Genomic DNA, 20,316 nt, shown 5'->3' with positions numbered 1-20,316 from the left:
CCTGCGCCGGCATTGCGCGATCATGAAAGCACCTACCCCTTTCAGGAATTGCTCATGGCCCTGCTTTATAAAGCTGACCCTGTACGCGGCGAACAGTGGCAAGCGTTGTTCGCCGAACACGCCCCGGACATCGAATGGCGCGCCTGGCCAGATATCGGCGATCCGGCCGACATTGATTACCTCGCTGCGTGGCAAGCGCCGGACGATCTGGCTGCGGTGTTGCCAAACCTGAAAGTGTTGTTCGCGCTGTCGGCCGGTGTCGATCAACTGGACCTGAGCCGCCTTCCACCCAGCCTGCCGGTGGTGCGCCTGCTTGATCCCGGCATCACCCGTGGCATGTGCGAGTACGCCAGTTTCGCCGTGCTCAGCCTGCACCGCGACATGCTGCGTTACCGTCAGCAACAAATCGCGCGTTGCTGGCAGGCGCACATGCTGCAACCGGCGCACGAGCGGCGGGTCGGGGTAATGGGGCTCGGTGCGCAGGCGCAACAGATTCTGGCGACGTTGCAGCCGCTGGGGTTCGCGTTGAAAGGCTGGGCGCGCAGCCGCCATCAAATTGCCGGTGTGGATTGCTTCGCGGGTGACGCACAACTGTCGGCGTTTCTCAGCCAGTGCGACATTCTCCTGTGCGTGTTACCGCTGACCGAACAGACCCAAGGGATTCTTGATCGTGAGGTGTTCCGGCAACTGCCGCACGGTGCGGCGCTGATCAATATGGGCCGTGGTGGGCATCTGGTGGAAAGCGATCTGTTGCAAGCACTGGACAGCGGTCAGCTCAGTGGCGCGGTGCTTGATGTATTACAGGAAGAACCAGCACCGGCGGATCATCCGTTCTGGGCGCACCCAAAGATTCTGCTGACGCCGCACATTGCGGCGATGACGCAACCGCAAACCGCATTTGCAGTGTTGCTGGAAAACATTCGCCGGTTTGAGCGCGGGGAGCCAATGGCGGGCCAGATCGACCGCCGGCAGGGTTACTGAAAACATCAATAACCCAAGTGTGCGAGCCTGCTCACGAATGCGCATCGTCAGCTGATCGTCTCTGGGCTGACACCGCTTTCGCGAGCAGGCTCGCTCCCCCAAGCTGAATTGATGTGGACTTAAAGGATGTCGGCGATAGCTTTACCGACGTCTTGCGTCGCGCCTTTTCCGCCGAGATCCGGGGTAATCGGGCCGTCGGCAATCACCTGCTCGATTGCCCGCAATATCCCGTCATGCGCGGCCCGATAACGCTCATCACCGTTGCCGAGAAAATCGAGCATCAACGCACCGGACCAGATCATCGCAATCGGGTTGGCAATGTTCTGCCCGTAGATATCCGGCGCCGAACCATGCACCGGTTCGAACAACGAGGGAAAACGCCGCTCGGGATCGAGGTTGGCCGAAGGCGCAATGCCGATGGTTCCGGCACATGCTGGCCCCAGGTCGGACAGGATGTCGCCAAACAGATTCGAGGCCACGACCACATCAAATCGATCCGGTTGCAAGACGAATCGTGCGCAGAGGATATCGATGTGTTGCCTGTCCCAGGTAACTTGCGGGTAGTTCGCCGCCATCAACGCGGTGCGCTCGTCCCAGTAGGGCATGCTGATGGAAATACCATTGGACTTGGTCGCCGCCGTCAGACGCTGGCGCGGGCGGGTCTGGGCCAGATCGAAGGCGAATTTCAGAATTCGGTCGACACCGCGACGGGTGAACACTGACTCTTGCAACACGAACTCATGCTCGGTGCCTTCGAACATTTTTCCGCCTACCGAGGAATACTCGCCCTCCGTGTTCTCGCGGATCACCACGAAGTCGATGTCGCCCGGTTCGCGCCCGGCCAGCGGGCACGGGACACCGGGAAACAGACGCACCGGACGGATATTCACGTATTGGTCGAAATCGCGGCGAAACTTCAGCAGTGATCCCCACAACGAAATGTGATCGGGCACCTTGTCTGGCCAGCCGACGGCGCCGAAATAAATCGCGTCGAAGCCCTTGAGCTGCTCAAACCAGTCATCGGGCATCATTTGCCCATGCTCCAGGTAATAATCGCAGTTGGCCCATTCAAGAACTTCAATGTTCAAGTCCAACTGCCATTTTTTCGCAGCCTTCTCCAGCACACGCAAACCTTCGGGCAACACTTCCTTGCCAATGCCGTCGCCGGCAATCGCGGCGATCTTGAATGCCTTGCTCATTGAACCTGCCTCCCCATGCACGTGAATTACAGCCCGCCGATGTGGAAGGCTTTGATTTCAAGGTATTCATCCAGGCCGTACTTGCTGCCCTCGCGGCCCAGCCCCGATTGCTTGATACCGCCGAACGGCGCGACATCCATGGAGATGATTCCGGTATTGAGGCCGACCATGCCGAACTCCAGCGCTTCACCGAACCGCCAGGAGCGGCGCAGATCCTGGGTGAAATAGTAGGCACCCAGGCCATACGGCGTGGCATTGGCCAGGGCGAGGGCTTGAGCCTCATTGTCAAACCGCATCAACGGTGCCACCGGGCCGAAGGTTTCTTCGTTGGCCAGCAGCATGCCGGCATGGGCATCGCCCAGAACGGTGGGTTGCACGAACTGACTGCTGGCATCCGGCATGCCGCCACAGAGCAAGCGCGCGCCCTGGGTCAGCGCATCGTCGATGTGCCGCGCGACTTTGTTTACCGCGGCCGGGTTGATCAGCGGGCCAATCGTGACGTCAGCCTCCAGGCCATTACCGACCTTGAGCTTGCCGACCTCTTCCACCAGTCGCTGAGCGAAGCGTTCATAGATGCCGTTTTGCACAAGGATGCGGTTGGCACACACGCAAGTCTGGCCGGCATTGCGAAATTTGCTGAGCATGACCCCGGCCACGGCCTGCTCCAGATCGGCGTCATCGAAGACAATGAAGGGCGCGTTACCGCCCAACTCCAGACTCAAGCGCTTGATGTGCTCGGCGCTCTGGCGCATCAGCAAACGGCCTACGGGGGTCGAGCCGGTAAAGGAGATCTTGCGAACTGTCGGGTTGCCAGTCAGCTCTTCACCAATGCCAGCGGGCATTCCGGTCACCACATTGAACACACCGGCCGGAATACCGACACGTTCTGCCAATACCGCCAGCGCCAGCGCCGACAGCGGTGTGAGATCCGACGGTTTGACAATGATCGGGCAACCCGCCGCCAGCGCCGGCGCGCATTTTCGGGTGATCATCGCATTGGGGAAGTTCCAAGGGGTGATCGCCGCGCAGACGCCGACCGGTTGCTTCAAGGTCAGCAACCGACGGTCGCCGCCGGGTGCCGGCATGGTTTCGCCGTAGACCCGGCGGGCCTCTTCAGCGAACCATTTGACGAACCCGGCACCGTAGCGGATTTCGCCTTTGGCCTCGTTCAGCGGCTTGCCCTGTTCGCAGGTCATGATCAGTGCCAGATCATCGAGGTTGTCGACCATGGCCTGATACCAACGCTCAAGCAAAGTGGCGCGTTCGGCGGCCGGGCGCGCACGCCAGGCTGGCCAGGCCTTGTCGGCGGCCTCGATGGCGCGGCGGGTCTCCGCGCCTTGCATGGCCGGCACCCGGGCAAGCAACTGACCGCTGGCCGGATCAATAACGTCAATGGTCGCGGCGTCATCGGCGCCGATCCACTGCCCGTCTACATAAGCGAGTTCTGCCAAAAGGCTGGAGTCTTTCAAACGATTCTTGAGCATGGTCGAGTCCTGATTCGAGACATGCTCCAGTCTAGGGAGGTACTACGGGGGAGGATGCTGAAAGCGCGTTGAAGACGGCGTCGGATGCTGAAATTTTCGCCGCAACAGCAGATCAACACAAAACCCTGTAGGCGCGAGCCGGCTCGCACCTACAGGCACCGTCATTGTTTCAGCGACCCCAGCAAACCCTGAAGAAAGCGTTCCCCGGCCTCCATCTGACTGACCTCGATAAACTCATCGGGCTTGTGCGCCTGCTCGATCGAACCCGGCCCGCACACCACCACCGGCACATCCAGACGCTGCTTGAACAAACCGCCTTCCGTGCCGAAAGACACCTTGGACACACCGGTATCCGGCGCGGCGAAGTTTTTCAGAAAGCGCACGGCTTCGACGCTCGGATGCGTGTCGAGCCCGGGATAGACGTTCAGCGTTTCGATCTCGATGGCGGCGACGCTCGACAGTAAACGCGCCTCGCGCACGATCAGCTCGGCGCGCTCCTGCATCTGCGCGAGAAACTGGTCCAGATCATCGGCCGGCAAGTTGCGCACCTCGAAGTCCAGAGTGCACAGATTGGGCACGATGTTCAGGGCGCGCCCGCCACCAATCTGACCGACATGCACCGTGGTGTAAGGCACGTCGTAATCCGTATCCTGTGCGCCCTGCTCCTGCAATTGGCGCTGACTGTCGCGCAGTGCGGCGATAAAGTCGCAAGCCACGTGAATCGCATTGACCGAGCGAGGCGCCAGTGATGAATGCGCTTCCAGGCCACGACAGTAGGTGCGATAGGAGCCCTTGCCCTTGTGCCCGAGTACGAACTGCATGTTGGTCGGCTCACCAATCAGGCACAGAAACGGGCGCACCGGGGCCAGATGCAAAACATCAAGCAAGCGCCGCACACCGACGCAGCCGGTTTCTTCGTCGTGGGACAATGCCAGTTGCAAAGGCCGGTTCAGCGAATGGTCGGCAGCGTCGAGCATCGCGTCGATGGCCAAGGCAATGAACCCTTTCATGTCGCAACTGCCGCGCCCGTAAATTCGCCCGTCCTGCAGCGTCGCCTGAAACGGCTCAAGCGTCCACGCCTGCCCTGCCGCCGGCACGACGTCGGTGTGCCCGGACAGCAGGATACCCGGCAAGGTTTGCGGACCGGTGCTGGCGAACAGGTTGGCTTTCTTGCCGGTTTCGTCTTTGACGATCAGCGAATCGATGCCCTTGCTCAGTAGCAATTCGCGGACGTAATCAATCAGGGCCATGTTCGACTCCGAAGAGACTGTGTCGAACGCCAACAAACGCTTGAGAATCTCCAGTACGCGCGGCTTCATGAGGCTTTGCTCCGTTGCTCGGTCAGAGTGGCGAACCGGCGGATGGAGAACGGTTCAATCGAAGTGCTGGTACTGCCGGTGCTGATCAGTTCGGCCATGACGTCACCCACGCCAGGGCCGAGCTGGAAGCCGTGGCCGCAGAACCCGAAGGCATAGAACAATCCGTCAACCGTGCCGCTCGGTCCCATGATAGGCAAGGAGTCCGGCAGATAACCTTCAATGCCACTCCAGACGCGGATGATGTTCAGATTGCCGACACCTGGCAGCAGGCGCCGCATCTGTGCCATCTGATTGAGCAGACTGCGCGGCTCGAAATAGGCGCGGCGATTGAGCATGTCCGGCTTGCTGCGGTAGCCGCCACCGATGACGATGTTGCCGCGCGGAATCTGCCGAAAATAGATCACTTCTTCGGCGATTTTGGTGTAAACGCCAATCACCGTCGGCAACGCGTACGGCACCGGCTCGGTCACGGCCATTTGCGGGCCGTGGGTGTCCAGCGGCACCGGTTCGCCGAACTGTTGCGACAGCTTCTGCCCCCACGCACCAGCAGTAATCAACAACTGCGCCGCGCTGAACTGGCGGCCATCGGTGGTGCTGACGCGAAAATCGCCAGCAACCTTTTGCACTTCGGCCACTTCAGTCTGTTCTTCGATCCGCGCCCCCAAACGCCGTGCTGCCCGGGCAAATGCCGGTGCCGCCAGGCGTGGATTGGCGTGGCCATCGTGCGGGGCGTAAGAGCCGCCCTTGACGTCCGGGCCGAGGAAGGGAAAGCGCTCATGCAACGCTTGGCCACGGTAGATTTGCAGATCCAGCTGCGCTGCTTCCGGCGCGTCGGCATACGCCTCCAGTTCGGCAATTTCGTCGTCGCGATAACACACGCGCATGTGCCCGCTGGCGATGAACTCCAGGTCGTCATCGATCAGTTCCGGCAAGCGCTTCCACAATGCCCATGAACGGTTGGCCAGTTCCAGTTGCCCCAGGTAGCGGCCCTGACGACGGACGTTGCCGAAGTTGACACCGCTGGCGTACTGGCCGATCTGGTCACGCTCAAGCAGGATCACCGAGTGCCCGCGACGACGCAGGAAAAACGCTGCCGCCGAGCCCATCAAGCCACCGCCGACAATCACCACATCAGCTTTTTCAACAGTCATGGCGACACCTCCTCGGTGAACATCGAAAGCGGTTTGACCGGCGCCTGGCCGCGTTGTCGACCGACCTGCTGCACGCTGACACCCGCCGCTGCCGCGATCACCTCGGCCCCGGCCTGGGAACAATAACGGCCCTGACAGCGGCCCATGCCGACCCGGCTGAATGCTTTGGCACGGTTGACCTCACAGGCGCCCTTCTCGCTGACAGTGCGGCGCAGTTCACCGGCGCTGATCATTTCGCACCGACAGACAATGGCAGCATCCGGCAACGCCGCGGCTTGCTGCGCAGGCCAGGGAAAGGCTTGCGCCAGGCCAAGACGAAACTGATCCATCACCACCAGCGCCTGCCGTTGTTGCTCACGCAGACCGGCGTTTACCGGTTGGTTCAAATCTTCCAGCAAGGCCATGGCCACCAGTCGCCCGGCGTGCTCAGCCGCATCGGCACCGCGAATTTTCGCGCCGTCGCCGGCAGCGTAGACACCGCTGACCGACGTGCGCCCTGCTTCGTCGACCGCCAGCCACCACTGGCCGGACGCCTGGTCAAACGCCATCCGGCATCCCGCCAGATCCGCCAGCTGAGTTTCCGGACGCAAGTGATAACCCAACGCCACGGCGTCGCAATCCAGACTCAGCGTTTCACCTTTACCGGTGCGTATCCGCACGCCGCTGACACCGCTGGCTGCATCACCCAGGACCTGCAACGGCTCGACGCCGAGATGCACCGGTATCTTTGCCCGATACAACTGCGCCAACAATTTCATCCCGGTCAACAGCACGCCGGGGCGCGCGAGCAATTTCGGCAGTGCGCCGATACGCTTGTGCAGCGGCGAGGTGTCCAGCACCGCGGCCACCGTCGCCCCGGCTTTCACATACTGACTGGCCACCAGATACAGCAACGGCCCGCTGCCCATGAACACAACGCTGCGACCAATCGACACCGCTTGAGACTTGAGCGCAATCTGCGCCCCGCCAAGGCTGTAAGTGCCCGCCAGTTGCCAGCCTTCAATCGGCATCAGCCGGTCAGTGGCCCCCGTGCAGAGCAGCAACGCGTCGTAATCCAGCGTCGAGTGCCGGCCCTGACTGACGCAGCACAATTGTCCCGGCGTGAGATTCCACACCAGGGTGTCCGGGCGATAGTCGATCCGCTCGCGCAGGCGATCAAAGCTCTCATGCAGGTCTTGCGCCTTATGCGCTTCGCTGCCGTACAGCGTGGCGTAGTCGCGGGTGAAACCCTCGGGCTGGCGACGATAGATTTGTCCGCCGTCGCGGCGATTTTCATCGATCAGCGTCGGTTTGAAACCGGCCGCCACCAGCGTTTCGGCACAACGAATGCCCGCAGGCCCAGCGCCGACAATGACTATGCGTGCAATGGCCATTTTGCCTCCGGTTGCGTGGTGACAATGTCCAGGCCTTCACGCACTTCATTGGAACAGGCGCGCAAACGCTCGCCGCTGCGCGTCCAGACCCAGCAATCCTGGCAGGCGCCCATCAGGCAAAACCCGGCGCGTCGACCTGAATCAAACTCCGATTGACGCAAGGCATTGCCGTGAGTCAGGACAGCCACCATCAACGTGTCACCCTGCAACGCTTGCACCTGTGCACCATCCACCGTCAGGTTGACACTAGGTCGCCCCTGTTCGGCCAGCCTTACAAAACGCCCGCTCATGCATAGGCTCCCTGACTCAGATTGATGACATCGCGCTGGGTTTTCAGCAGTTCGACGCTGTCGTGGTGACAGAGAATTTCACTGCCGCCGTCAATGCTGTGACGCGGCGGCGCGCTGCGATTGCACAGGCCATCGACCCGCACCGGACAGCGGTCGAGGAACGTACACAGTTCTGGTTCGTCGGATCGGGCCCCCACCGGCGGCAGTTCGCCACACGTCGTGCCGCAATTCTCCAGCCAGCCCTGGCGCAGTTCCGGGACAGAATGAATCAACAAGTCGGTGTAGGGGTGAAACGGCGGCTGGGCAAACGCCTGACGCGTTCCGGCCTGAACTTTGTGGCCGCTGTACATCACCACAATGTCATCGCACAGCGCGCGCACGGTGGAGATGTCGTGACTGATAAACAGGTACGAAACGCCCAGTTCCTGACGCAGATCGCGCAACAGTTCGAGAATCGCCGCACCCACCACCGTGTCCAGTGCCGAGGTCACTTCATCGCACAGGATCAAGTCCGGTTTTGCCGCCAGTGCACGCGCCAGGTTGACCCGTTGTTTTTGCCCGCCGGACAGTTCATTCGGCCGACGTTCGGCCAGGGTTCGGGGCAAACGCACCAGATCGAGCAGTTCGCCGATTCGTTCGTGCAACGCCGCGCCCTTGAGGCCGAAATACATTTTCAACGGCCGACCGAGGATGGTGCTGACACTGTGCATCGGGTTAAGCGCGGTATCGGCGTTTTGAAAGACCATCTGTATCCGTCGGAACTGCTCGTCGGTGCGCTCGGACAGGCAGCCGCCGAGTGGCTGACCATCGAAGGTCAACCCGCCCAGCGCCGGACACAGCAACCCCGCCACCACCCGCGCCAGCGTCGACTTGCCGGAACCGGACTCACCGATCACGCCGATGGCCTGCCCGCGACGCACGGTCAGATCAATGTCTTCCAATACGCGGATCGCCGGCATGCCGTGCGTGTCCTTGTTGCCGTAGCCTGCGGTCAGGCCTTTGATGGTCAGCAGCGGTTGCTCTTCAGCAATGCCGCAGGGTGGCCGGATCGAGGTGTCCGGGCGCGCGGCGGCCAACAGGCTGCGGGTGTATTCATGGGACGGCCCCTTCAACAACGGCGCGGTAGCGCTCTGTTCGAATATCTGGCCGCCATTGAGCACCACAATCTGGTCAGCCATTTGCGCCACCACCGCCAGATCGTGGGACACGTAGACAGCGGTCGCACCTCGTTCGCGAACCACCCGTTTGAAGGCACGCAACACGTCGATCTGGGTGGTCACATCGAGCGCGGTGGTCGGTTCATCGAGGACCACCAGCAACGGATCGCTGATCAGGGCCATCGCCGCCATCACCCGCTGCAATTGCCCGCCCGACACCTGATGCGGATAACGTTGGCCGATGCGCTCAGGGTTCGGTAATGCGAGGTCGCGAAACAACGCGATGGCTTTGGCTTCGAGCACCGCACGGGTGCCCAAACCGTGAATCAATGCGCCCTCCACCACTTGATCGAGCAGTCTTTTTGCCGGATTGAACGCCGCCGCCGCGCTTTGCGCGATGTACGACACACGGTTGCCGCGCAGTTTTTGCAGCTCTTTTTCGCTGAGGGCCAGCATGTCGTGCTCACCGACCTGCACCACTCCGCCGGACAACCGGCAGCCACGCCGGGCGTACCCGAGCAAGGCCAGGGCGATGGTGGTTTTGCCCGACCCGGACTCACCGATCAGCGCCAATACTTCGCCTTTTTCCAGGGCGAAACTCACGCCTTTGACGATTTCGCTTTCACCGCGCTCGCCACACGCGACCACCCGCAGGTCTTCGACTCGAATCAATTGGCTCATTTCAATGACCTCCCGAACGGCGACTGCGGCGAGACGACAGCCTGTCGATAAACAGATTCACGCCAATGGTCAGGGTGCCGATCGCCAGTGCCGGAATGACGATGGCCGGCGCGCCCTGATTGAGTCCGCCGATATTTTCGCGCACCAGCGAGCCAAGGTCGGCGTCGGGCGGCTGCACGCCCAGGCCCAGAAAGCTCATGCCACTGAGCAGCAACACAATAAAGCCGAAGCGCAGGCCCAGATCGGTCAGCACCGGGTTGAGCATGTTCGGCAGGATTTCCACACAGGCAATGTACAGGCGCCGCTCGCCACGGGTACGCGCTACTTGTACGTACTCCAAAGCCTCGATGTTCACTGCCATGCTGCGGGCAATGCGAAAGGCCCCGGGAGCGAAGCTCAGCACGGCGGTGCATACCAGCAACATCACCGACGAACCAAACGCCGAGACCATGATCAGCGCGAGCATCTTGCTCGGGATCGAGATGAACGCGTCCATCAGGCGACTGATCACTTCGTCCAGCCATTTTGGCGACACCACCGACAGCAGCGCGCAACTGGTGCCCAGGCCACTCGCCAATATCGCAGCAATCAACGCCAGGCCCACCGTGAAGCGGGCGCCGACGAGCACGCGGCTGAGCATGTCACGGCCCAGATAATCCGTGCCGAACGGGTACAGGGCACTGATGCTGTCAAAAACATTGTCCGACACCACTTCGCCCACCGGATGGGGTGCCAACCACGGGCCGAACATTGCCACCAGCAACCACAGAAGGCACATCGCAGCACCGATCAGACCCAGCCAGGCCGGGCCATGGGACACCTTGCCCACCGACAGGTCGGGCGCTGAAGGCGTCGATTTCACAATGAGATTGTTCATTGGTTTCTCAGCCTCGGGTTGGACAGAATGGCGCACAGGTCGGCGAGCAGCACCAGCCCCAGGTACGCGGTACAGAACAACATGGTGCAGGCCTGAACCAGTGCCATGTCACGGTTGGTCACGGCATCGACCATCAGGCTGGCGATACCGGGATAGTTGAAGATGGTCTCGACGATGACCACCCCGCCCAGCAGGTAGGAAAGGCTCAGGGCGATGGCGTTGGCAATCGGCCCGATCGCGTTGGGCAAGGCGTGCCGCAGTACGATACGGATCGGGCTGACCCCTTTGAGCCGAGCCATTTCCACGTAAGGACTGTCGAGTTGATCGATCACCGCCGCGCGGGTCATGCGGGCCATTTGCGCGACGATCACGCAACACAGGGTCATCACCGGCAAAGCGTAAGTGCGCATGAATTGCCACGGTGAAGTGATGTCGCTGGCATAGGACAGCGCCGATAACCAACCCAGGTTTACCGCGAAGATCAGCACCGCCAGGGTCGCCACCAGAAACTCCGGAACGGCGACCATGGCCAGGGTGAAAAAGCTCAGCAGGCTGTCGAGTCGCCCGCCCCTTCCCATCGCCGAACCGATGCCCAGAATCAGCGCCACCGGTACCGAAACCAATGCAGTAGCGCCGGCCAGCATCAAGGTGTTGGGGACGCGCCCGGCCATCAGCTCACCCACCGGCATGGCGTTGGAAACCGACAGGCCCATGTCGCCACTGAGCAAGTTCATCAGCCAGTGCAAGTAGCGCAACACGCCGGGCTGATCGAGGCCCAGTTTCAGGCGCAACGCCGCGACCTGCTCCGGCGTGGCGAACTGCCCAAGCGATTGTTGCGCGGCGTCGCCCGGCAATACCGCCGTGATCGCGAACACGACCATGGACACAATCAACAACGTCACGATCGCGGCGCCCATGCGCCGGCCGATCAACCACAAGGTGTTGCTGTTCATCGCCTGTCCTCCTGCACTGTTACTGCCGCTCAAACCGACGGCTTATCAAGCGTCCAGCCAGACCTGCTCGGCGAACATGTAACCCATGAAGCCGCCCAGCGGATTGCTGCTGTAGCCTTTGATGCGCTGGTCAACGCCATCGATGTTGCTGATGAACACCGGCACGCCGATGCCGCTGTGGTCGTGCACCAGCGTTTGCATATCGGCGTACATCTTGCTGCGTTTGGCGTCGTCGGTTTCGGCGCGGGCGAGCATCAGCAGTTGGTCGAACTGATCGTTCTGCCAACCGGACTCGTTCCACGGCGCTTTCGACTGGAAGAACTGCGAGAACATCACGTCGGCGTTCGGCCGCGGGTTGATGTTGCCGAAGCTCAGCGGGTGCTTCATCCAGTGGTTGGACCAATAGCCGTCGCTCGGCAGGCGGTTGACGTCGAGTTTCAGCCCGGCCTGTTTCGCCGATTGCTGCAACAGCACCGCGATATCCACTGAACCGGTGGCGGCCGGCGATGCGACCAGCGGCATGCTGATGTTTTCCATCCCGGCTTTCTTCAGCAGGAACCGGGCTTTTTCCGGGTCATAGACGGTTTGTGGCAGGTCGGCGTTGTAATAGCGCGAACCCGGCGCAATCGGATGATCGTTGCCGACCACGGCAAAGCCTCGGAACACCGCCGATTTGACCTGCTCGCGGTCGAGCAGATACTTCATCGCCTGGGTGAATTCGGCGCTTTTGCCGGGCATCTGATCCTGACGAATGATCAAATCAGTGTAGTTGCCCGACGGCGCATCAACGACCCGATGCTTGGCACTGGCCTTGATCCGGGTGGTAGAACGCGGATTGACCTCATTGATCATGTGTACGTCGCCGGAAAGCAGCGCGTTGACCCGCGACGGTTCGTCACCAATGGCGATGAACTCGATTTCGTCGAGGTACGGCAGGCCTGGTTTCCAGTAACCGGTGTTGCGCGCAGCCACCGAACGCACGCCCGGTTTGAATTCCTTGACCTTGAACGGCCCGGTGCCGATGCCCTGATTGAAGTCGGTGGTGCCTTCGGGAACGATCAGCAGGTGCGACACCGCGAGAATCGACGGCAGCTCTGCGTTGGGTGCGCTCAGACGGATCTGTACTTCGTTGGTGCCGGTAGCCTTGATCTCGACGAACTGCTCCATCAGCGGCATGACTTTCGAACCGGTGAGCGGGTCCTTGTGTCGCGACAATGAAAACACCACGTCGGCGGCGTTCAGGGTCTTGCCGTTGTGGAAGGTCACGTCTTTGCGCAGGGTGATGGTCCACACGGTGGCGTCGGTGTTGTCGATGCGCTCGGCCAGTTCCAGTTGCGGCACCAGATGCGAGTCGAATCGGGTCAGGCCGTTGTAGAACATGTAGTGGCGCACATAATCGGTGGACAACGCGCCTTTGGCCGGGTCGAGGGTGTCCGCAGTGGAACTGGACATCCCGGCGACACGAATGCGCCCGCCCGGTTTGCCTTTGCCCGGTGTTGCCGCTTCATCGGCGAACAGCTTGCCAGCGGCGCCAAACAGGCTGCCGGCACCCGCCGCGGCGACCCCCGCGACACCGAGCATTTGCAGGGCATGACGGCGTGACATGCCACGATTGAGGCCCTCGAAAACCCGCAGGCTTTCTTCGCCGGAGATCAGGGGTGAGTCGTTCTTGTTGTCAGTCATATCAGTGCTACCTGTCGAAGATGAGAAGGCTCGAGTGTTCCGGTTGACCGGAACGTCCTGAAACGCAAACGACGGTGACGCCACAACAGCAACTCAATGCAGATAATCCTGAAAGCGGTAATACGCGCCCACGAACGGCAAAAACCACGGCTTGCCGAAATGCCCAGGGATGGCTGGCCATTCAAGTTCGCGCCACGGATTGGCCTCGACGTTACCCGCCATCACCTCGGCCATGACCTGGCCCATGTGTACCGACATCTGTACACCGTGGCCGCTGTAACCCATGGAGTGAAAAACCCCGCCATGCTGACCGGCCCGAGGTAGCCGATCGGAGGTCATGTCGACCAGTCCGCCCCAGCAGTAGTCGATCTTGACCTCGGCCAATTGCGGGAACATCTGCACCATGGCGGCTTGCAGAACCTTGCCGCTCTTGACGTCGTTGACGCTGTCGGACATGGCGAACCGCGCGCGGCCGCCAAACAGCAAACGGTTGTCCGGGGTCAGGCGAAAGTAGTTACCGATCATGCGGCTGGTGACATAGGCGCGACGACACGGCAGCAATTGTTCGATCAACGCGTCTGGCAATACCTCGGTAGCGATGACGAAACTGCCGACCGGAACGATGCGCCGCCGATACCAGCTCAAGCCACCGTGTTGACAGGCGCCAGTGGCGAGCAGCACCTGCCCGGCGTGCAGCGAACCCTTGCTGGTGTTGACCTGATAGCCGCCGGCCCTGGCCTTCCAGTCCAGCACCGAAGTGCCTTGATGGATCAGAGCACCGTGCCGCGCCGCCGCTTCGGCCAAGCCGACGCCGAAGCCGCCGACGTGCATTTGCACGCCGTTGCGTTGCAGCAGAGCGCCGTGAAACTGTGCCGAATTCACTTCAGCGCGGGTCTGCTCGGCGGACAACAACTCGACATCGGCATCGACCTCACGACGAATCAGCTCACAAGTGCGTGCCAGGCCTTCGTAGTGCATGGGTTTGGCAGCCAGTTTCAGCTTGCCGTTGCGGATCAGGTCGCAGGCGATCTGCTCCTGCTCCACCAGCGAAACAACACTTTGCACTGCTCGCTCATACGCCTGGTAATAGGCGCGCGCCTTGTCCGCACCGAGGCTGGCACTGAGGCCGGCGTAATCCTGGGCCACTCCGGTGTTGCATTGCCCACCGTTACGCCCCGAGGCTTCGCCGATCACTCGCCCGGCTTCGAGCACCACCACACTGGCACCCTTGAGCGCCAAGGCGCGGGCCGCCGCCAACCCGGTGAAACCAGCCCCCACGACGGCCACATCGACCTGCGCGGGTAATGCGCCGAGTTGCCCACCGGTGAAGGCCGGTGCGGTGTCGAGCCAGTAGGATTCACTGCCCATGTCTGATTCGCCTATGCCAGAAAAAATGCCGATGCCGATGCAACTCAGAGACCGACCAGCGCCGGCAGCCCGCCGATGTCAGTGATCTGCTGATAGCCGTAAAACGCATTGCCCGGGACTTCGTGACCACGGGCGACGAAGGCCTTGTTCTTGATCTTCATGTCGTGTGCCGGCATCAAGTCGTAACGGAAGCTGGAGGACACATGCAAGATGTCTTCCGGGCCGCAGCCAAGGTTGTCGAGCATGAACTCGAACGCCGCCAGGCGCGGCTTGTAGGCTTGTGCCTGTTCAGCGGTGAAGACCTTGTGAAACGGCGCGCCGAGTTTGTCGACGTTGGACATGATCTGGCTGTCGCTGGCGTTGGAAAAAATCACCAGCGGGATCTTGTCGGCAATTTTCGACAGACCGGCCGGCACATCCGCGTGTGGACCCCAGGTTGGCACGGCGTCGTAGTACAGCTGACCTTCGTCGCGGTACTCGACGCCCCAACGCTTGCAGGTACGCGCCAGTGCTGTCTTGAGAATCTCGTCGTAAGGCATCCAGTCGCCCATGACCTGATCCAGGCGATAAGCCGAGAAATCCTTGACGAACTGGTCCATCTGCTCCGCTGGCACGCGATCGGCGAAGAGTTCGCGCGTCATGGTGCCCATGTGGAAATTGGTCAGCGTACCGTAGCAGTCGAACGTAATGAATTTGGGACGAAGAAAGCTCATTGGGTGCGATCCTGAAGTTCGTTGAGGTCATGGCGCGGCCAGCATTCGCTTGATTGGCAAGCGGTGATGCAACGCTGCAGCACACCGTCATTACAACACTGTGAATTCAGCAGATGGCGTTAAAAGCGACCTCTGCTCGATACAAACCACCGTTTTGGCCACCTGCCTCAGCAGACTTTGCGGCTCGCTCCAGCCTTGGGCAAACCCTGTATTTGTGCGCCCTTATGGACCTCTTTCGGCTGTTTGCGCGCTGGCTTTCCGGCGTTCACCGCAGAAACTGCGCCGAGCAAAACGAAAACGGGCGCGTCCCTAAGGAAGCGCCCGTTTGGCGGTTGATTCAAGCGTTACTGATGCCACTGGCATGCCCCGATCTCTGCGGGGCGAACCTGCTCGCAAAGCGCTGTGCAGGGCAACATCAATGTCGCCTCAGACGCCCGCTTCGCGAGCAAACTCGCGCCCACCGTTTGATCGGCATTACTGAACAATATCGATCAGCACACTCTTGAAGCGCAGATTGGCCTCGAACGCCTCGCGCCCCAGGTCCTTGCCGATACCGGAACGTTTATAGCCACCGGTGGGCAGGATGTAGTCGTTACTGCGCCCGTAACGGTTGACCCAAACCGTCCCCGCCTCCAGCTTGCGCACCAGGCGCAAGGCGCGATTGATATCAGCGGTGTGTACGCCCGCAGCCAGACCGTAAGTGGCGTGCGCAGCCAGACTGAGTGCCTGCTCCTCGTCATCGAACGCCTGCACCGTCAGCACTGGCCCGAAGATCTCTTCGCAGACCGCCGGATTCTGATTGTCGACCCCGGTCAGCAACGTCGGTTGATAGTAAGCACCGCCCATCTCTTCAAACAGTCCGCCGCCGGTCAACACCTCGGCCCCGGCCTGGCGCGAACGCTGGACGATGCCATCGATGCGACTGGCCTGCAGCCGCGAAATGATCGGCGACAGCGTGCTTTGCGACGACCAGGTAGGGCCGGGACGCAGGGTCTCGAAGTAAGCCTGCAAGTGCGCCAGGAAGGGTTCCATGATCGAGCGTTCAATCAACAGCCGTGAGCCGGAGACGCACACCTGGCCAGCGTTACCGGTAATTGCCAAGGCCACCGTGCGCGCGGTTTTGGCAATGTCGGGGATATCGGCGAAGACCAATTGTGGACTTTTGCCACCGAGCTCCAGTGTGACCGGTTTGGGCCCGACCAGTGCGCACGTCGACATGATGCTCGAACCGGTTGCCGTGGATCCGGTGAACGTCACTTTACCCACACGCGGATGCCGGCACAGTGCGTCGCCCGTCACACGGCCATCCCCCTGCACGACGTTGAAGATGCCCGCCGGCAGCCCCGCGAGCAACGCCAGCTCAGCAAAGCGCAGACTGGAGAACGGCGTCAGCTCTGAAGGTTTGAGCACCACGGCATTGCCCGCAGCCAAGGCTGGCGCGACCTTCCAGGACGCCATGCTCAGCGGAAAATTCCACGGTGCGATGGCGGCGATCACCCCGTAGGGTTCAGCAATCTGCATGCCCAGGCGATCGGTCTGGGTGGCGGCGACCTGACCGCCATGCTTGTCCGCCAGCTCGGCAAAAAAACGAATGCCTTCGGCCACATAGGGAATATCCCAGGCGATCACATCTTTGTGCGGGCGGGTTGAGCCGACAGCTTCCAGAGGCGCAAGAATCTCCGCGTCCGCCTCGATCAGATCCGCCCAGCGGCGCATCACCCGCGCCCGCTCGCGCGGTGGACGGCTGGCCCAGTCGCTGCGATTGAAGGCCTGCCAGGCATTATTGACGGCTTCGTCCACCAGGTCGGCATCCGCCACCGGCAGTTCGGCATAGACCTGGCCGTCGGAGGGGCGAACCACTTCCAGCCCTGAATGCGCATCGCGGTATTGACCGTCAATGAAGTGGGCGCTGCGAACAGCGATAAGGCGGGGATCGAAGCTATTCATGGAGCACTCCAGAAGAGGGGCCGGCGAGTCATTACTCAGGCCTCCATCGTAGAAAAAAAGCCCAAGCATTTGCTGCCGACCTTGCCGTGCAAATAAGTAGTAAGTGTGGTCTTGCGGGCATCGTCTCGCCGAATCTGCCGAATGCGCGATCGCCCCTTGTCAGCGCTTCACACAGATGGGATACAGGCACCATCGCGCCGCAAAACCGGGCGCTCGCGCACATTGTTCAACGGAGACTCGCCATGTCCGCCTCACACCCGTCCGCTTATGTTTATCGCCCGATGACCGCCGCCGATCTCCCCGCCGCCCATGCCTTGTCCGTGCAGTTGAAATGGCCACATCGACTGGACGACTGGGCGATGCTGCAACGGGTCAGTGCCGGTTTCGTGGTGCTTGATGGCGAACGCTTGATCGGTACGGCATTCGCCTGCCCGCAAGGTGATTTCGCCACCATCGGGCTGGTCATCGTCAGCGACGACTATCAAGGCAAAGGCATCGGACGCCAGTTGATGGAGCAAGCCCTCGATGCCTGCCAGGCGCGAACGCCCATGTTGAATGCGACCCTCGCCGGTGCGCCACTGTATGCCAGTCAGGGTTTTGTCGAGTTTGGCAGGATCCAGCAACATCAGGGCCAGGCGCACGCACCGGCGCTGACCGCATTGGCCGAGGGCGAAGCATGTCGCGCGCTGACGGCTGCGGATCAGCAACAACTGTTGACCCTGGCGAACGTTGCCAGCGGTCTGGATCGGCGCGCGGTGCTGGACGACCTGGCGCCGGTGGTGGAACAGTCCGTCGGCATTCAACGCGACGGCCAGCTGCGCGCCTTCGCGCTGATGCGCCCGTTCGGACGCGGCCGCTGCATAGGCCCGGTGGTTGCTGAAAACCTCGAACAAGCAGAGTACTTGATCGGCACATTGTTGAATCAAGTGCCGGACGCCTTTGTGCGCATCGACATTCCGGCCGATTGTGGCCTCGCCGAATGGCTGGAAACAGCCGGACTCAAGCAGATCGACACCGTCGCGCAAATGGCCCGAGGCACGCCTCCGGCGGCCACGAATGGGATGCGCCAGTTTGCTCTGGTTACTCAAGCCATCGGTTGATTGCGCTGTTGCAATGCCTCAACGTTTTCTAATGGAGTGTTCTTCGTATGTCGCAACCTACTGTTCTGCTGTTGGCTCGCGCCGACGGTGGCCGCATCGCTACGTCTTTCGAACAGATGGCGCTGAGCGCCAGAGATCCTTTTGCCGCCGGCCGGCGCGTCGCTTGGCACGGTGCTGACGGCATCAGTGCAGGCATCGTTGAGGTTGGCGAGTCGATGGAAATCGAGGATTTTCCGCACACCGAAACTATTGTCGTGCACGCCGGGCACGTGCGGCTGAAAGCCGGCGAACAGACATTGGCATTGGCTGTCGGCGGCAGCGCAGTGATCGGCCGTGGCACCTCGCTGCGAATAGAAGCTCAGGCCGGAACGCAATGGGCTTTCTGTGCAATGACCACTGACACCCCGACACCCGGCCTCACCGGCCTCGATCCGTTGGCGATGCTATCGCCGTCGGCGGCACCGCAAGAACAGATTCTGATTGGCGCGACACCACAATGCCGTTCCCGCAATGCCTTCGAAGATCCGATAACCGATCTGCGTGTCGGTGTGTGGGATTCGACGCCCTACGAACGCCACGGACGAGCACACACACTCAATGAGTTGATGCACCTGATCGAAGGCAGCGTCGCATTACTCGCGCCGGACGGATCGTGCGTAACAGTCGATACCGGCGACAGCGTGTTCGTACCGCGCGGCGCGTCCTGCGCGTGGAAGAGTACACGCTATGTGCGCAAGGTTTACGCGGTTCGATAGTCGCCTGTTTTTTCAGAGTGATGAGGATCCACCATGACTGTGACGAGGGAGCAAGCGCCCTCGCTACAGGCTTTTTTCGCTCATGCTATCGCTTGGTTGCGTCGGCTTGGAATTCAGAGGTTCACCTACCCGCTTGATCAACCCGCGCCGTGCTGTCGCGCTTGGTCAATGCGAACGGCAATACCACATGCCGTTGCGGCAACGGCTGTTTCTCGATCAGCGCAATCAGCATTTCCACGGCTTTCTCGCCGAACATTTCGGCGGGTTGGGAAATGGTCGTCAGCGGTGGATCGCAGTACGCGGCCATTGGAATATCGTCGAATCCGGCGAGAGAAATATCCTCCGGCACGCGCAGCCCCTGCTCTTTGATTCGCTTGAGCGCGCCGATGGCCATTTCGTCATTTTCACAAAACAGCGCGCTCGGTCGGCTGTCGAGCGCGAGCAGTTTCCCGGCACCCGAATAACCCGCGTCCAGGGTGAAATCGCCGTGACAGATGAGCGTGTTGTCCAGCGCAAGACCTGCATCGCGCAGGGCTGCCTCATACCCCGCCAGACGATCGCGCGTGAGCGGGCTGCCTTTGGGTCCTTTGATCAGTCCGATGCGCTGATGCCCCATCGCGATCAGGTACTCGGTCATGGCTTTGGCCGCCGCAACGTTATCCAGACTGATCGTTGGATGCCGTCCGTGCCGGATGACTTCGCAGGCATTGATGATCGGGGCCAGTGCTGGCTCGGCGGCAGATTCTTCGAAGGGATCATAGGCGCGCAACTGAATGACGCCATCGGCTTGATGGGCGTGCACCAGGTCAGCGAACTGGCGCTCAAGCGATGCCTGGCCCTGGGTGTCGCACAACAGCAACCGGTAACCGGCGGCCTGCGCGGCTTTTTGTGCGCCGCTGATCACTCTGGCGAAAAAGGTATTGGCAATGGTCGGGACCAGAATCACCAGGTTTCCCGTTCTACGCGAGCGAAACTGCACCGCCATCAAATTCGGTCGATAGCCGGTTTGCTGGACGGCGGCCATGACCCGATCGCGGGTATCGGGCAGCACCCGCTCGGGGGACTTCAATGTTCTCGACACCGTTGCCACCGAGACACCCGCCAGCCGTGCCACTTCGCGGATATTGGACAAGACTGCCTCGCTCTTTCAATCAAATCGGCCGTCGAGCTTACCGCACAGCGTCACGCGCCGAAACGTTCGCATTCGTCAGACACGGTTTGACACCCGGTAAATTCAGGCCTAGATTTCGCCGACGATGTAACCGGTTACATCATCGATATTCCG

The 20,316-nt window shown here is 61.2% G+C and carries 17 protein-coding genes; 3 read left to right on the top strand and 14 right to left on the bottom strand.

Annotated features, from left to right (window positions below):
* Positions 1–54 precede the first annotated feature (54 nt).
* Positions 55–981, top strand: a complete 927-nt coding sequence (locus HUW52_RS14780) for a glyoxylate/hydroxypyruvate reductase A (RefSeq protein WP_175554059.1) — start codon at positions 55–57, stop codon at positions 979–981.
* Between the two features lie 119 nt (positions 982–1,100).
* Here the strand turns inward: HUW52_RS14780 and HUW52_RS14775 are convergent, their stop codons facing one another.
* The 13 genes from HUW52_RS14775 to HUW52_RS14715 all read right to left on the bottom strand — a co-directional run bounded on the left by HUW52_RS14775 (position 1,101) and on the right by HUW52_RS14715 (position 17,176).
* A complete protein-coding gene (locus HUW52_RS14775; RefSeq protein WP_175554058.1) occupies positions 1,101–2,180 on the bottom strand; it encodes a tartrate dehydrogenase in 1,080 nt (359 codons plus the stop codon).
* Positions 2,181–2,206: 26 nt separating this feature from the next.
* Positions 2,207–3,664 carry an NAD-dependent succinate-semialdehyde dehydrogenase gene (locus HUW52_RS14770; RefSeq protein ID WP_016987778.1) on the bottom strand — a complete coding sequence of 486 codons (1,458 nt, stop codon included), beginning with the start codon at positions 3,662–3,664 and terminating at the stop codon, positions 2,207–2,209.
* Positions 3,665–3,825: 161 nt separating this feature from the next.
* Positions 3,826–4,983 (bottom strand): acetylornithine deacetylase, encoded by a 1,158-nt coding sequence (gene argE / locus HUW52_RS14765; RefSeq protein ID WP_175554057.1) that lies wholly within the window; start codon positions 4,981–4,983, stop codon positions 3,826–3,828.
* The gene (locus tag HUW52_RS14760; protein ID WP_175554056.1) at positions 4,980–6,134 is read right to left on the bottom strand and encodes an FAD-binding oxidoreductase; all 1,155 of its coding nucleotides are present in this window, start codon (positions 6,132–6,134) and stop codon (positions 4,980–4,982) included. Before HUW52_RS14760 ends, argE begins: the two co-directional genes overlap by 4 nt.
* A complete protein-coding gene (locus HUW52_RS14755) occupies positions 6,131–7,507 on the bottom strand; it encodes an NAD(P)/FAD-dependent oxidoreductase (RefSeq protein WP_175554055.1) in 1,377 nt (458 codons plus the stop codon). Before HUW52_RS14755 ends, HUW52_RS14760 begins: the two co-directional genes overlap by 4 nt.
* On the bottom strand, positions 7,489–7,797 hold the full coding sequence (locus tag HUW52_RS14750; protein ID WP_016987774.1) for a (2Fe-2S)-binding protein: 309 nt from the start codon (positions 7,795–7,797) through the stop codon (positions 7,489–7,491). The genes HUW52_RS14755 and HUW52_RS14750 overlap by 19 nt, the downstream gene beginning before the upstream one ends.
* Positions 7,794–9,635, bottom strand: coding sequence for an ABC transporter ATP-binding protein (locus HUW52_RS14745; protein WP_175554054.1), 1,842 nt, complete (start codon positions 9,633–9,635; stop codon positions 7,794–7,796). Before HUW52_RS14745 ends, HUW52_RS14750 begins: the two co-directional genes overlap by 4 nt.
* Position 9,636: 1 nt before the next feature.
* Entirely contained in the window at positions 9,637–10,512 is an 876-nt protein-coding gene (locus tag HUW52_RS14740; RefSeq protein ID WP_016987772.1) for an ABC transporter permease, read from the bottom strand.
* On the bottom strand, positions 10,509–11,465 hold the full coding sequence (locus tag HUW52_RS14735) for an ABC transporter permease (RefSeq protein ID WP_077572462.1): 957 nt from the start codon (positions 11,463–11,465) through the stop codon (positions 10,509–10,511). The genes HUW52_RS14740 and HUW52_RS14735 overlap by 4 nt, the downstream gene beginning before the upstream one ends.
* Positions 11,466–11,510: 45 nt before the next feature.
* Positions 11,511–13,148, bottom strand: a complete 1,638-nt coding sequence (locus HUW52_RS14730; RefSeq protein ID WP_116029660.1) for an ABC transporter substrate-binding protein — start codon at positions 13,146–13,148, stop codon at positions 11,511–11,513.
* 93 nt (positions 13,149–13,241) lie between these two features.
* Complete coding sequence (locus tag HUW52_RS14725; RefSeq protein WP_175554053.1) at positions 13,242–14,516, bottom strand: FAD-binding oxidoreductase; 1,275 nt, start codon at positions 14,514–14,516, stop codon at positions 13,242–13,244.
* Positions 14,517–14,560: 44 nt separating this feature from the next.
* Positions 14,561–15,229, bottom strand: coding sequence for a haloacid dehalogenase type II (locus HUW52_RS14720; RefSeq protein WP_016987768.1), 669 nt, complete (start codon positions 15,227–15,229; stop codon positions 14,561–14,563).
* Between the two features lie 474 nt (positions 15,230–15,703).
* Entirely contained in the window at positions 15,704–17,176 is a 1,473-nt protein-coding gene (locus tag HUW52_RS14715) for an aldehyde dehydrogenase (protein ID WP_077572459.1), read from the bottom strand.
* 242 nt (positions 17,177–17,418) lie between these two features.
* On the opposite strand from HUW52_RS14715, the gene HUW52_RS14710 reads away from it, so the two are divergent.
* Both HUW52_RS14710 and HUW52_RS14705 read left to right on the top strand, forming a co-directional pair.
* The gene (locus tag HUW52_RS14710) at positions 17,419–18,276 is read left to right on the top strand and encodes a GNAT family N-acetyltransferase (protein WP_175554052.1); all 858 of its coding nucleotides are present in this window, start codon (positions 17,419–17,421) and stop codon (positions 18,274–18,276) included.
* 47 nt (positions 18,277–18,323) lie between these two features.
* The gene (locus HUW52_RS14705) at positions 18,324–19,031 is read left to right on the top strand and encodes a cupin domain-containing protein (RefSeq protein WP_175554051.1); all 708 of its coding nucleotides are present in this window, start codon (positions 18,324–18,326) and stop codon (positions 19,029–19,031) included.
* 121 nt (positions 19,032–19,152) lie between these two features.
* Here the strand turns inward: HUW52_RS14705 and HUW52_RS14700 are convergent, their stop codons facing one another.
* Entirely contained in the window at positions 19,153–20,163 is a 1,011-nt protein-coding gene (locus HUW52_RS14700) for a LacI family DNA-binding transcriptional regulator (RefSeq protein WP_175554050.1), read from the bottom strand.
* Positions 20,164–20,316 lie beyond the last annotated feature (153 nt).

Origin of the sequence: Pseudomonas sp. 43A, assembly GCF_013363935.1 — a bacterium.
In the GTDB taxonomy this organism is placed as follows: Bacteria; Pseudomonadota; Gammaproteobacteria; order Pseudomonadales; family Pseudomonadaceae; genus Aquipseudomonas; species Aquipseudomonas crudilactis.
The sequence above is the reverse complement of the archived record's forward strand: the minus strand, read 5'-3'. Positions and strand labels throughout refer to the sequence as shown.